Genomic DNA, 13952 nt, shown 5'->3' with positions numbered 1-13952 from the left:
CAGCTGCTGTGAGCAGTACGAGTTCACCATTCGGACAGAACGAATGGCTGGTCGAGGAGATGTACCGCAAGTTCCGCGACGACCCGGCCTCCGTCGATCCGAGCTGGCATGAGTTCTTGGTCGACTACAACCCCGACGCGACGGGCGAGTCCCCGGCAGAGGTGAAGCCGGCTCGGGCTAACGCCGCAGCACCGCCGGCGGCGGCTCCCCCGCGACCGGCGGACCCCGCCCCTGCCGTGGGCGGCAACGGCGCGGCCAGGCCCGCCGCGCCGGCGGCACCCGCACCTGCGCCGGCGGCGGCGGCCAAACCGGCCGGCCCCCCGCCCGCCGAAGGCGACGAAAACCAGGTGCTGCGTGGCGCCGCGGCAGCCGTCGTGAAGAACATGTCGATGTCGCTGGACCTCCCGACGGCGACCAGCGTTCGGGCCATCCCGGCCAAGCTGATGATCGACAACCGCGTCGTGATCAACAATCAGCTCAAACGCACCCGCGGCGGCAAGATCTCGTTCACCCACATCCTGGGCTACGCGTTGGTGCAGGCGCTCAAGAGCTTCCCGAACATGAACCGGCACTATGCCGAGATCGACGGCAAGCCGAACTCGGTGACGCCGGCGCACACCAACCTGGGTCTGGCCATCGACCTGCAGGGCAAGGACGGCAAGCGCTCGCTGGTGGTCGCGGGCATCAAGCGTTGCGAGACAATGAGTTTCGGCGAGTTTGTCGCGGCGTACGAAGACATCGTCCGGCGGGCCCGCGACGGCAAGCTGACCGCCGAAGACTTTGCCGGCGTGACGATTTCGTTGACCAACCCGGGCACGATCGGCACCGTGCACTCGGTGCCGCGGCTGATGGCCGGCCAGGGCGCGATCATCGGTGTCGGCGCGATGGAGTACCCGGCCGAACTCCAGGGCGCCAGCGCGGAGCGCATCGCCGAGTTGGGTATCGGCAAGCTGATCACCCTGACCTCGACCTACGATCACCGCATCATTCAGGGCGCGGAGTCGGGCGACTTCCTGCGCACCGTCCACGAGCTGCTGCTCGCCGACGACTTCTGGGACGACCTGTTCCGCGAGATGGGCGTGCCCTACCTACCGATCCGGTGGAGCACCGACAACCCCGACTCGATCGTCGACAAGAACGCCCGCGTGATGGAGCTGATCGCGGCCTACCGCAACCGCGGGCACCTGATGGCCGACATCGACCCACTTCGGTTGGACAACACCCGATTCCGCAGCCACCCCGACCTCGAAGTGGTCACCCACGGGTTGACGCTGTGGGACCTGGACCGGGTGTTCAAGGTCAACGGCTTCGGCGGCTGGGAGTACCGCAAGCTCCGCGACATCCTGGGCTTGCTGCGTGATGCCTACTGTCGGCACACCGGCGTCGAGTACACCCACATCCTCGACCCCGAGCAATTGGCCTGGCTGGAAGAGCGCGTCGAGACCAAGCATGTCAAACCGACTGTCGCGCAGCAGAAGTACATCCTGAGCAAGCTCAACGCCGCGGAAGCGTTCGAGACCTTCCTGCAGACGAAGTACGTTGGGCAGAAGCGGTTCTCACTCGAAGGCGCCGAGAGCACCATCCCGCTGATGGATGCGGCGATCGACCAGTGCGCCGAGCACGGGCTCGACGAAGTGGTCATCGCGATGCCGCACCGCGGCCGGCTCAACGTGCTGGCCAATATCGTCGGCAAGCCGTATTCGCAGATCTTCAGCGAGTTCGAAGGCAATCTCAATCCGGCTCAGGCGCACGGCTCCGGGGACGTCAAGTATCACCTCGGTGCGACCGGCGTGTACATCCAGATGTTCGGCGACAACGACATTCAGGTGTCGCTGACCGCGAACCCGTCGCACCTGGAGGCCGTCGACCCGGTGCTGGAGGGCCTGGTCCGCGCCAAGCAGGATCTGCTCGACAAGGGCGAGGGCGAACGCGGCAACTCCGTGGTGCCGATGATGCTGCACGGTGACGCCGCCTTCGCCGGTCAGGGTGTCGTCGCCGAAACCCTGAACCTGGCCAAGCTGCCCGGCTACCGGGTCGGCGGGACCATCCACATCATCGTCAACAATCAGATCGGCTTCACCACCGCGCCGGAATACTCGCGGTCCAGCGAGTACTGCACCGACGTCGCGAAAATGATTGGTGCGCCGATCTTTCACGTCAACGGCGACGACCCGGAAGCCTGCGTCTGGGTGGCCAAGCTGGCCGTCGATTTCCGGCAGAAGTTCAAGAAGGACGTCATCATCGACATGCTGTGTTACCGCCGCCGCGGTCACAACGAGGGCGATGACCCGTCGATGACGAACCCGTATATGTATGACGTCGTCGACGTCAAGCGTGGCGTCCGCAAGACCTACACCGAAGCCCTGATCGGCCGTGGCGACATCTCGATGAAAGAGGCCGAGGACGCGTTGCGCGACTACCAGGGCCAACTCGAGCGGGTCTTCAACGACGTCCGCGAACTGGAGAAGCACGGCGTGCAGGCGAGCATGTCGGTGGAGTCCAACCAGATGCTCGCGGCCGGCCTGGACACTGCGGTCGACAAGGCGTTGCTGGCCCGCATCGGTGACGCATTCCTGGCTCTGCCAGAGGGATTCGCCGCCCATCCACGCGTCACACCGGTGCTGGAGAAGCGCCGGGAGATGGCCTACGAAGGCAAGATCGACTGGGCGTTCGGTGAGCTGCTGGCGCTGGGTTCGCTGGTGGCCGAAGGGAAGTTGATCCGGTTGTCCGGGCAGGACACCCGCCGTGGCACCTTCTCCCAGCGGCATTCGGTGATCATCGACCGCCAGACCGGCGAAGAGTTCACCCCGCTGCAGTTGCTGACGATCGACAAAGACGGCAACCCGACCGGCGGCAAGTTCATGGTGTTCGACTCGCCGCTGTCGGAGTACGCCGCCGTCGGGTTCGAATACGGCTACACGGTCGGCAACCCGGACGCATTGGTTCTGTGGGAGGGCCAATTCGGCGACTTCGTCAACGGAGCCCAGTCGATCATCGATGAGTTCATCAGCTCCGGCGAGGCCAAGTGGGGCCAGCTGTCCAGCGTGGTGCTATTGCTGCCGCACGGCCATGAGGGCCAGGGTCCCGACCACACCTCCGGCCGCATCGAGCGATTCCTGCAGTTGTGGGCGGAGGGCTCGATGACGATCGCGGTGCCGTCGACTCCGGCCAACTACTTCCACCTGCTGCGCCGCCACGCCCTCGACGGGGTGCAGCGACCGCTGATCGTCTTCACCCCGAAGTCGATGCTGCGCAACAAGGCTGCGGTGAGTGACATCAAAGAGTTCACCGAGACGAGGTTCCACTCGGTGCTCGAGGAGCCCACCTATGACGAGGGCATCGGCGACCGTAGCAAGGCGACGCGAATGTTGTTGACCAGCGGCAAGATCTACTACGAGCTGGCGGCGCGCAAAGCCAAGGACAACCGTGACGACGTCGCGATCGTGCGCATCGAGCAGCTGGCACCGCTGCCGTTCCACCGCCTCAGCGATACGTTGGAGCACTATCCGAACGTCGACCAGTACTTCTGGGTTCAGGAGGAGCCGGCCAACCAGGGCGCGTGGCCCCGGTTCGGCCTGGAGCTGCCGGAGTTGTTCCCCGACACCCTGACCGGGATCAAGCGGATTTCCCGTCGCGCGATGTCGGCGCCGTCGTCGGGTTCGTCGAAGGTGCACGCCGTCGAGCAGCAGGAGATCATCGACGAGGCGTTCCGCTGATCGATTGAGCGCGACCAGTCGCGTCGATCTGGTCTTCTCAGCGGTTTCTCAACGGGCCGCTTTTACCCTCGCAATGAAATGTTGACCAACTGTGATCCCGAGTTGCGCACCCGTTGCGGCGATGCCGCAGCGTCGCACAACGACGCGGCGGTGACGTCGACCCACGCCGAAGGTGAACGGGGCGCGCGGAATTCGTCGGTGATTTTCCCTTCGAGACTCGCCCGGGTGCGGCTGGTCGTCGCCGTGATGACGGCAGTTTGTGTGCTCGCCGCTGTGTCAGGGTGCTGGCTGCTGCGACTGGAACACAGCAACCCGATCGTTCCGCTTGAATCGACATCGGCTGCGTGGAGTCACAACGATGCGGGGCATCTCGATCACGCAACGACTCCGACGACCAAGACGCCGATCAAATCCGCTGGATTGTGCCGCGACCGGCCACCAACGCAACCACGCGTGGGCCCACTGCCGATACTCCTACCGCCAGTTGCGTTGCATGACAGTTGGATTGGGTCTGGCTCCAATCAAGCCCGCGCGCCCGCGACAACAGTCCCGAAACTCAATCTCCTGACGCAACTCTGCGTATCTCGACGCTGACCGACACCGGCCGTCGCAGCTTTGCCGTGACCGCCGAGTAGTACGTCGCGCGGTACCCGCCGCGCTGCGCCATGGCCATTGCCGGCGCAGCGCTGAGTTAGCACGCCGATCACCACCCCACGCCGTGGTGTTGCGCTGCGGCGTATCGGATCGGGCCGACCACGCGTGCCTCACACAGCCAATCTGTTTGAAGGATTACAAGAAGTGACGGATTTTGGAATGCTGGCGCCCGAAATCAATTCCGGGCGAATCTACGCAGGACCTGGACCCGGCTCGATGCTGTCCGCCTCTCTGGCCTGGACCGAGCTGGCCGCCGAGCTGCACTGGGCCGCGGCGTCGTACTGGTCGTCGATCACCGCACTCACCGAAGGATCCTGGCTGGGCCCATCATCGGCGGCGATGGCGGCGGCGGCCGCACCATTTGCGGCCTGGTTGCGGGCCAGCGCTACGCAGGCCGAGCAGACCGCCAGTCAGGCCGAGGCGGCTGCCGGCGCATACGAAACGGCATTGGCGATGACGGTGCCACCGGCGTTGGTCGCCGAAAACCGCGCCGCACTCGCGACATTGATTGCGACCAATGTCCTGGGCCAAAACGCACCGGCGATCGCCATGACCGAGGCTTCGTACTACGAGATGTGGGCCCAAGATGCCACAGCGATGTATGCGTACGCCGCCTCATCGGCCGTGGCTGCGACCGTCGCCCCATTCCAGACACCGCCACCAACCACCAATCAGCCTGATCGGGCGGCGTCGCCCGCCCAGGCAGTCAATTCGGCGTCCACCGGCACTGCGGAATCCACTGCAACACAGACTTTCTCGGATATCCCGGCCGCGCTGAACGGGATGGCGTCGCCGACAATGCCGACGGAGTCGACCTCGACGCTGTCATCGCTGACTACCCTGAATCTGCTCTCCTACCCGGCACGATTCGCGACCTACCCGCTCAACTTCCTTTCCAAGGCCTTCGGGTTTTCCAAGTCAGCGGCAGCACCGGCCAGTGCCCTCACCACCGGCGCCGCCGCCACCGGGCCGGGCTTGACCGGCGGTGCCGGCTCGTCGGCCAGCACGGTCGCCGCGCGCGTGGGGTTGATCAGTTACGCACCTGCCGTTTCGGCCGGAATGGGCCAGGCGCACACCTTCGGGCCACTGTCGGTGCCGAGCACCTGGTCGTCAACGACGGCACATGCCATCACGCCTGCGGCAGCCGCGGCCGGCAGTCCGGGTAGCGGATCGGGGATCACGCCGGTGATGCCGATAGGCAACCCCGGCGGTCGCACCGCCGTGGCCGCAACTCCCCGATATGACATGCGTCCCAGGGTGATACCCCGCTCACCCGCCGCCGGTTAGCCCCACCCCACCCACTCAGGAGGATTTCCGATGTTGATTTCCACGACAGAAAAAGTGAAGCCGGAGGTGTCCGGCGGCTCGGCGCGGCGGTGGGTCACTCTTGCGGTCACGCTGGCGGTGACGTCGTGCTCATTCTTGTTCATCAACTGCGGGATCTTCCTTGTGCCCGCGTTGCAAACTCAGCGCCACACATCCTTGGCGCTGGCCGGGCTGATGTCGGCCATGCCGAGCCTCGGGATGGTCGTCACGCTGATAGGGTGGGGTCATCTGGCGGATCGTTTCGGTGAACGAATCGTGCTCACCGCAGGCGCCGGACTGACCGCTGTGACGGCGTTCGTCGCGGCGCCTCTGCACTCGCTGGGAGCCATTGGCGCACTGCTGTTTTTGGGTGGAATGGCCGCCGCCAGCTGCAACACCGCCGGCGGCCGGATGGTGTCGGGCTGGTTCCCGTCGCACCAGCGTGGCCTGGCGATGGGAATACGCCAGACCGCCCAGCCGATCGGTGTTGCGATCGGCGCTATGGCAATGCCTGAGCTGACTGAGATCGAAAACGGCTTCTTTGCCGCGTTGCTGTACCCGGCGATCGCGTGCGCTGTGGCCGCGGCGGTAAGCGCGGTTCTTCTCAGCGACCCGGCCCGGCCGACGCGGGCCGAAGCCACCCCAGCGCAGCTGATGAACCCGTATCGGAAATCCTCTGTGCTGAAGCGTATTCACGTGGCTTCGGCTCTTCTGATGGTGCCGCAGTCGCTGACCACCACATTTGTGTTGACCTGGTTGATCATCGAGCACCGATGGTCGATACCAGCCGCCGGTGCGCTGGTCACCATCGCCCAGCTCCTTGGTGCGCTGGGCCGGATTGCCGTCGGACGCTGGTCTGATCGTGTCAATTCTGCACTGCGGCCGAAACGGGCGGTCGCCGTCGCGTGCGTGCTGGCGCTTGTGATGCTCGCGTTCAGCGACTACGTGCGTTCTCCGCTCTGCGTGGCCATGATGGTCGGCGCATCGGTGATTGCGATGGGCTACAACGGATTAGCAGCGACCGCCATCACCGAATACGCCGGCCCGTTCTGGAGTGGACGCGCGCTCGGCTCGCAGAACACCTGGCAGCGAGTGACCGCTGCAGCGGTGCCCCCCGCCTTTGGGGCCCTGATCACCGCAGGCGGCTACCCACTGACATTCGCCTTGTGCGCGTTATTTCCGCTACTGGCAATACCGCTCGTGCCCGTTGACGTTTCCACGGGATCACCACCGGGCGTTAGCCCAAGGACGGGATTAACGCCCGAACCTTCGACCATGCCAAGCCGGCCGCAGGGCTAGCGGTGCAGCGCCCGCTCGTGCCTTGACCCGTTGCCGGCCGTCGCCAACGGCCCGGTGGCATCGGCATCCAACGGTCCGTCGTAAGTCGTTGCCAAACCGGCACTCTGGCGACGGATCCGCGGTGGCCGCGACGGGACGTTCGTCGGCCACCAGAACCAGCGTCCCAGCATCGCCGCGATGGACGGCATCAGGAACGAGCGCACCACCAACGTGTCGAACAGCAGACCCAGGCCGATGGTCGTACCCACCTGACCGACCGCGCCGTTGTCGCTGACGATCATCGACGCCATGGTGAACGCGAACACCAGACCCGCGGCCGTCACCACCCGGCCGGTACCGCCCATCGCCCGGATGATGCCCGTCTTGAGCCCGGCGCCGATCTCCTCTTTGAACCGCGCGACCAGTAGCAGGTTGTAGTCGGAGCCGACGGCCAACAGGATGATCACCGACATCACCATCACAAGCCAATGTAGCTTGACGCCAATGATGTACTGCCACAGCAGAACCGACATCCCGAACGACGCAGCCAACGACAACGCGACCGTTCCGACGATTACCAGAGCGGCCACCAGGCTGCGTGTGATGAGCAGCATGATGATGAAGATCATGCACAGCGACGAGATGCCCGCGATCATGAAGTCGTAGCTCGAGGCTTCCCGCAAATCCTTGAAAGTCGCTGCAGTGCCGGACACGTAGACCTTGGAGTCCTCCAGCGCGGTTCCCTTGAGTGACTCGTAGGCGGCCGTCTTGATGGCGTCGATCCGCGACATGCCTTCGCCCGTTGCGGGATCGCCCTTGTGCGAGATGATGAACCTTGCCGCCTTGCCGTCCGGAGACAGGAACAGCTTTTCGACCCGCTGGAAGTCCGGGTTGGAGAAAGCCTCGTGCGGCAGGTAGAAGGAGTCGCCGGTCTTGGCGGCATCGAAGTCTTTGCCCATGGCGGTCGCGTCGTCGCTCAGTTCGTTTGCCTGATCGAACACCCCCGACAGCGTGCTGTGCATAGTCAGCACCATGGTGCGCAGGCTTCGCATGGTCTCGATCTGCGGCGGCAGCAGCGCAACCAGTTGCGGCACAACAGCATCGACGCTGTCCATGTCCTTGCTGAGCTCCCCCAGCTTTTCGCTGAGCTTGTCCACACCGTCGGTGGCGTTATACGCCGAGCGGATTCCCCAGCAGATCGGGATGTTGTAGCAGTGCTGATCCGCGTAGAAGTAGCTGCGCAGCGGGCGGAAGGTGTCGTCGAAGTCGGCGATGTTGTCGCGCACTTCGTCGGTGATCGCCTTGGTGTCTTTGGTGACACCGGCGACGTGATGGGTGGTGGCGGCCATCTGGTTCATCAGACCGTTGACGCGCTCCAGCGATTTGATGGTTCCGCCGAGTTGGTCGGACAGCTTGGTCAGGTCATCGAGGCGTCCCTTGGCCACCTGCAGGTTCTGCAACTGCCCGGCGTTCTGCAAGCTCAGCAGGAACGGGATCGAGGTGTGCTCGAGCGGGGTGCCCTGCGGCCGGGTGATGCTCTGCACCCGCGCGATGCCCTCGACGCGGAAGATACTCTTGGCCAGCTTGTCCAGCACCAGGAAGTCCGCGGAGTTGCGCATATCGTGATCGGACTCGATCATCAGCATCTCGGGCATCATTCGCGCCTGAGAGAAATGCCGCTCCGCAGCTGCCATTCCGACGTTTCCGGGGGTGCCCTTCGGGAGATAGTCGCGGTCGATGTAGCTGAGCTTGTAGCTCGGCAGAGCGAGCAGACCAACCATGGTGACCGCACATGTCGCGGCGAAAATCGGTGCCGGCCAACGCACGACCGCCGTACCCACCCGTCGCCAGCCGCGGACATTGTGCAGCCGCTTGGGCTCCAGTAGACCGAATCGACTGCCGACCGCGATGACCGCCGGGATCAGCGTCAGCGCGACGGCGACGGCGACCAGCATGCCGATCGCGCACGGCACCCCCACGGTCTGGAACACCGGCAGCCGGGCGAAGCTCAGGCAATACGTGGCGCCGGCGATGGTCAGGCCAGACGCCAAAACCACATGGGCGACACCACGATAGGCGGTGAAGTAAGCGGTCCTGCGATCCTCACCCGCGTGACGCGCCTCGTGGTAGCGGCCGATGAAGAAGATCCCGTAGTCGGTGCCCGCCGCGATGGCCAGCGACACCAACATACTGGTGGCAAAGGTCGACAATCGGATCGCATCGTGCATCGCGAGGAAGGCGACAATGCCTCGCGCAGTAGCTACTTCGATACCAACCATGGCGAGTAGCAGCGCGACGGTGATGAAAGACCGGTAGACGAACAGCAGCATCACGAAGATCACCGCAACCGTGGTGATCATGATCTTCACAACCGTTTTGTCACCGCTGGTAAGACCGTCGGCGGCGACGGCGGCCGGCCCGGTGACATAAGCCTTCACGCCTTTCGGCGCGGGGATACTGTCCACGACCTTGCGGACGTCGGCGACGGATGTGTTGGACGCCGTCTCGCCTTGATTGCCAACAAGATTCAGCTGGACGTAGGCGGCTTTGCCGTCGGGACTCTGCGCACCCGCCGCGGTCAGCGGATCACCCCAGAAGTCCTGGATGTGCTGCACGTCCTTCGGGTCGGCCTTCAACCGGCCAATGATGTCCTGGTAGTACTTGTGCGCGTCGTCGCCGAGTTTGTTGTCACCCTCGATGACGATCATCGCCATGGCGTCGGAGTTCGACTCCTTGAACACCTTTCCGATCCGTGCCATCGCTTTGACCGACGGCGCGTCCTTGGTACCCAGTGACACGGCATGGTCGCGCGCCACCTGCTCCAGGGAGGGAACAGCGAGACTGACGACCACGGTGATCGCCAACCACCCGAGAATGATCGGCACCGACAACCGACGGACCAGTCGCGCGGCGAAGGTCCCCGTGGCGTGCTTGTGACGCAGGTGGTGGCTGGTCATGCGCCCTTGACCCGGCAATACGTGAACGCGTTCACTTCGTTCGAGATCCTCTCGGCTTTGACCTGACCGTCCACCAAGATCCGGCAGCCAATATTGTCGCTGTCACCCTGTGCCACAACGTTGCCCACGACAGCAGGGCTGTCCGCCGTGATCTTGATGGACCACGGTAGTCGTGCCCCGTCGACGCGCTGAGGATCGGAGTTCACATCAAAATAGCTGATGTCTGCGACGGTGCCCACCGGGCCGAAGATCTCGTAGACGACCGACTTATGCGACTGCTGCCCGACGTCGGTGACCTCGGATTTTCCGTACGACGACGGTGTGTCCGATGTGGTGGCGGAGCGGACCCGAGACACCGAGAACGCCGCGCCACCGACGACCGCCAGCACCACCAGCGGTATCCATACCCGCCTGAGCACTCCAGCGAACGCCATCTCCTTGCCCCGTTCCGAACGCCTGTGGCGCCTCGATACGCAAGCGACCAGTGGGACGAGTAAACCACGCTGTCACGCCAATGTGTCAGGGGTTTTCCCATGCTTTATCTAAGAATTGAGTTCAGCCTCGACAAGGCTTCTACCTGCAGTTATACCGGCTAGATTTCCGGATTTCTGGCAATTTACTTTACCCTGCAATCAATCGTACATGCCTCGGTCAGCGGTCGGTCACCGCCGATATCACCGGCACTAATTGCCACTGTTATTCGACCCCCTTCGAATTGCCAATGACCGACGTTTTACTTAAGGCCTGCCGACGCCGGCGAATGGTCTCGCCGGACTCCGCAGTGAAATTGGCGTTTCGCGGTAATGCTTCACGCCGCTGCGCGCTGCATGCCGGCCGGGTGGAACCTCGGTTTCGGGATAGACCTGCGGTTTCCGCGATCGCAGGCCGTCAGCCAAGCCAGCCGCGTTGTCTGGCGACCGCGCACGTCTGTCATACTTCCGCGATGGCCACCGCGAACCGCCTAACCCGCCGCCCACTGGTGCACCGACTGGTAATCAATCCCTTCATGTTTCGTTTGATTTTCCAGTCCAACGCGACTGCCCGGTTCGCCACACAAACCAAACTGCTCGGCGGCGACGACTGGCTGTTCTTCAACTACGGATATGAAGAAGACCCGGCGATGGGTATCCCGCTCGACGCGGCCGACGAACCTCACCGGTACTTCATCCAGCTCTATCACCGCACGGCCACCCAGGTGGACCTGGCCGGCAAGAAGGTGCTCGAGTGCAGCTGCGGCCATGGCGGCGGGGCCTCGTATCTGGTGCGTACTCAGCACCCGGCCTCCTACACCGGACTGGACGTGAACCCGGCCGGCGTCGAGTTCGCCAAGAACCGGCACCACCTGCTGAACCTGGATTTCGTCGAGGGCAACGCTCAGGCTCTGCCGTTCGCCGACGAGTCCTTCGACGCGCTGCTCAACGTCGAGGCCTCGCACCTCTACCCGGACGTGCCGAAATTCCTCAGCGAAGTGAAGCGCGTGCTGCGCCCGGGCGGGCACTTCCTCTACACCGACTTCCGCCCGCGGTCAGAAGTCGCCGAGTGGGAGTCGGACTTGGCCAACTCGGGTCTGCGGAAAGTCTCCGAATCGGTCGTCGATCAGAAAGTGCTGCGCGGCAACGAGAAGAACGCACCGCGCAAGCAAGACCGGATCAGCCAGCACCACGGGTCGGCAGTCAGTCGCACCTTTGCCCGCTACGCCAGCGACATGACCGACTGGGCTTTCAACGGTGCGCTGCGCGGAGGCGAGTACACCTACCGCGTGTACCTGTTTACCAAGGACTAGCGCCACATCGGTACGCTGAAAATTGCTGCCAGACAACAGGAAGGGGGGTTGACATGGCAACGGAGACGACCGATCCGGTGCGGCTGCCGCCCGCACTGCGGCTGCCGAAGGTGGTCCAGGCCGTGCTGTTCCTCACCTCACTGCAGTACTCCGTCGCACCCCGACTGAGCCGACATTACGGTGGCCCGTTCACCATCAACCTGCCGTTATTCGGCAAGACGATCGTCATCCACGACCGCGACATCGTCAAAGAGGTCTACAGCAGCAGCTTCGATCTCATCGAACGCCCCACCAAGGTGCTTGGGCAGGCCTTTGGGCCCGGCTCGACGTTCAGCCTGCTCGGCAAGGAGCACGCAGAACGGCGAAAGTTGGTACTGCCCAACTTCTCCGGCAAGCGGGTGAAAAACTACGAGCGCATCGTCGAAGACGAGGTGCTGCGTGAAACCGCGCACTGGCCGGAGGGCCAAGAGTTCAAGACGCTGGAGACCATGACCCGACTAACGCTCAACGCGATCATGCGGGCCACGTTCGGCGAGCGGGCCGACGCGCTCGACGAGCTCAAGCTCGTCATTCCTTCGTTGATCACGCTCGGCTCGCTCATGCAGCGGATGCCGCTCATCGTACGACGCGAATACGGTCGCTGGAGCCCGGGCAGCAAGCTGGCGGGTTACCGGCGAAGGTTCGACGCCGTCATCGACGAACTCCTCGCCGAGGCACGTGCCGAGGCATCCCTCGAGGGCCGCTCCGACATGCTCGCGCTGCTGTTGCAGGCCCGCTACGAAGATGGCCAACCAATCACCGATCGCCACATCGCCGACGAGCTGCTCACGCTCGTCGCCGCCGGTCACGAGACTACCGCCTCCCAATTGGCCTGGGCCATCGAACGATTGCGGCGCCATCCCGATGTGATGACGAAGCTCACCGAAGAAGTCGACGCTGGCGGATCCGATCTCCGACAAGCGACGATCTACGAAGTCCAGCGTGTCCGGCCCACCATCGCGGCCTCACTGCGAACCACGAAGGCCAGAGTCCGGGTGGGCGAGTGGGTTCTTCCCCCCGACACCGCGATCATGGTCGACTTCCAACTCGCTCACGAGTCGGACGTCAACTACACCGACCCCGAGGCGTTCAACCCAGACCGGTTCATCGGTGGCACCCCGCCATCATTCCGGTGGGTGCCGTTTGGTGGCGGTATAAACCGTTGCGTGGGAGCAGCTTTCGCGCATATGGAGATGGACGTAACCCTGCGCACGCTGTTCCGCGAATTCCGCTTCACCCCTACCGATGCACCCGACGAGAGCCGCAACTTTCGCGGCGTGGCGATTGCTCCGGGCAAGGGTGCGCGCGCGGTGGTCTATCGCCGTATCGATGCGCCGGCCAGGGCTCGCACCTCGGTGTCAGTCGCCGACCACAGCAGCTGACGCCAAGCCTGGCCTGGCATACTTCCCGGCATGCCTACGACTAAGGACCGCGTCACCGACATCGGCTACCGGGGCTACAAGGCCTTCATGAACAAGATCTGGTACCCGTTCCTCACCCGTCGGCTCAACACCCAAGACGTCACTTTCCTCAACTACGGGTACGAAGGTGACCCGCCGCTGAACCTCTCGCTGGACGAGAACGACGCGGCAAACCGGTACTCGATCAATCTGTACAACCAGGTTGCCTCCCAGATCGACCTGGCCGGCAAGAAGGTGCTGGAGTGCAGCTGCGGCCACGGCGGCGGCGCGTCGTACATCGTGCGCACGTTCAAGCCGGCTTCCTACACCGGGTTGGACTACAACCCGGACGGCGTCGCCTACTGCACCGAGCACCACAAGCTGCCCGGCCTGGACTTCGTGCACGGCAACGCCGAAGACCTGCCGTTCCCGGACAACAGCTTTGACGCGATCGTGAATGTCGAGGCCTCGCACGCCTATCCGACGCTGTCGAAGTTCCTGTCCGAGGTCACCCGCGTCCTCAAGCCGGGCGGCAGCCTGCTTTATGCCGACTTCCGCGGCCGACCCGAATTCCCGGTGTGGGAGGGCGCTCTCGACGCGATGCCGCTGCGTCAGGTGTCCAAGCGGGTCATCAACGACGGGGTGATCCGCTCACTCGACGCCAGCGCGCAGCACAAGCTGGACCTGATCAGCGCGCAACTGCCGAAGTGGTTCCGGCCGTTCGGCCGCCACTTCGCCGGCGTACCGGGCACCGGGATCTACAACGTCATCGAGAGCGGCGGCGCGGAATACCGCATCTACCAGTTCATCAAGGACTGAT

General features: G+C 64.0%; 8 protein-coding genes. 6 read left to right on the top strand and 2 right to left on the bottom strand.

Annotated elements, in window-relative coordinates:
- Positions 1 to 8: 8 nt before the first annotated feature.
- The 3 genes from ACQY5A_RS15285 to ACQY5A_RS15275 all read left to right on the top strand — a co-directional run bounded on the left by ACQY5A_RS15285 (position 9) and on the right by ACQY5A_RS15275 (position 6974).
- Positions 9 to 3716: a multifunctional oxoglutarate decarboxylase/oxoglutarate dehydrogenase thiamine pyrophosphate-binding subunit/dihydrolipoyllysine-residue succinyltransferase subunit gene (locus ACQY5A_RS15285; RefSeq protein ID WP_428341167.1), complete on the top strand. Its 3708-nt coding sequence runs from the start codon at positions 9 to 11 to the stop codon at positions 3714 to 3716.
- A 798-nt stretch (positions 3717 to 4514) separates the two neighbouring features.
- A complete protein-coding gene (locus ACQY5A_RS15280; RefSeq protein ID WP_428341166.1) occupies positions 4515 to 5657 on the top strand; it encodes a PPE family protein in 1143 nt (380 codons plus the stop codon).
- Positions 5658 to 5687: 30 nt separating this feature from the next.
- Entirely contained in the window at positions 5688 to 6974 is a 1287-nt protein-coding gene (locus tag ACQY5A_RS15275) for an MFS transporter (protein WP_428341165.1), read from the top strand.
- Here the strand turns inward: ACQY5A_RS15275 and ACQY5A_RS15270 are convergent.
- Both ACQY5A_RS15270 and ACQY5A_RS15265 read right to left on the bottom strand, forming a co-directional pair.
- On the bottom strand, positions 6971 to 9910 hold the full coding sequence (locus ACQY5A_RS15270; protein WP_428341164.1) for an RND family transporter: 2940 nt from the start codon (positions 9908 to 9910) through the stop codon (positions 6971 to 6973). The two genes, ACQY5A_RS15275 and ACQY5A_RS15270, sit on opposite strands and share 4 nt — an antisense overlap.
- Positions 9907 to 10344, bottom strand: a complete 438-nt coding sequence (locus tag ACQY5A_RS15265; RefSeq protein WP_428341163.1) for an MmpS family transport accessory protein — start codon at positions 10342 to 10344, stop codon at positions 9907 to 9909. The genes ACQY5A_RS15270 and ACQY5A_RS15265 overlap by 4 nt, the downstream gene beginning before the upstream one ends.
- A gap of 509 nt (positions 10345 to 10853) precedes the next feature.
- Between ACQY5A_RS15265 and ACQY5A_RS15260 the strand changes: the two genes are divergently transcribed.
- Genes ACQY5A_RS15260 through ACQY5A_RS15250 form a run of 3 tightly spaced genes read left to right on the top strand, consistent with a single transcriptional unit; the run spans position 10854 to position 13951 of the window.
- The gene (locus ACQY5A_RS15260; protein ID WP_428341162.1) at positions 10854 to 11693 is read left to right on the top strand and encodes a phthiotriol/phenolphthiotriol dimycocerosates methyltransferase; all 840 of its coding nucleotides are present in this window, start codon (positions 10854 to 10856) and stop codon (positions 11691 to 11693) included.
- A gap of 53 nt (positions 11694 to 11746) precedes the next feature.
- Positions 11747 to 13114: a cytochrome P450 gene (locus tag ACQY5A_RS15255; RefSeq protein ID WP_428341161.1), complete on the top strand. Its 1368-nt coding sequence runs from the start codon at positions 11747 to 11749 to the stop codon at positions 13112 to 13114.
- 30 nt (positions 13115 to 13144) lie between these two features.
- A complete protein-coding gene (locus ACQY5A_RS15250; protein ID WP_428341160.1) occupies positions 13145 to 13951 on the top strand; it encodes a phthiotriol/phenolphthiotriol dimycocerosates methyltransferase in 807 nt (268 codons plus the stop codon).
- Position 13952: the final 1 nt, after the last annotated feature.

The organism is Mycobacterium sp. (genome assembly GCF_965277065.1).
Classification (GTDB): Bacteria; Actinomycetota; Actinomycetes; order Mycobacteriales; family Mycobacteriaceae; genus Mycobacterium.
Note: the sequence above shows the minus strand (reverse complement) of the source record. Positions and strands in the feature narration are given on the sequence as shown.

What these genes read in the sequence shown, in the direction of transcription:
- ACQY5A_RS15275 (WP_428341165.1), top strand. Translation starts at nt 5,688, where the DNA reads ATGTTGATTTCCACGACAGAAAAAGTGAAGCCGGAGGTGTCCGGCGGC.
- ACQY5A_RS15270 (WP_428341164.1), bottom strand. Translation starts at nt 9,910, where the DNA reads ATGACCAGCCACCACCTGCGTCACAAGCACGCCACGGGGACCTTCGCC.
- ACQY5A_RS15265 (WP_428341163.1), bottom strand. Translation starts at nt 10,344, where the DNA reads ATGGCGTTCGCTGGAGTGCTCAGGCGGGTATGGATACCGCTGGTGGTG.
- ACQY5A_RS15260 (WP_428341162.1), top strand. Translation starts at nt 10,854, where the DNA reads ATGGCCACCGCGAACCGCCTAACCCGCCGCCCACTGGTGCACCGACTG.
- ACQY5A_RS15255 (WP_428341161.1), top strand. Translation starts at nt 11,747, where the DNA reads ATGGCAACGGAGACGACCGATCCGGTGCGGCTGCCGCCCGCACTGCGG.
- ACQY5A_RS15250 (WP_428341160.1), top strand. Translation starts at nt 13,145, where the DNA reads ATGCCTACGACTAAGGACCGCGTCACCGACATCGGCTACCGGGGCTAC.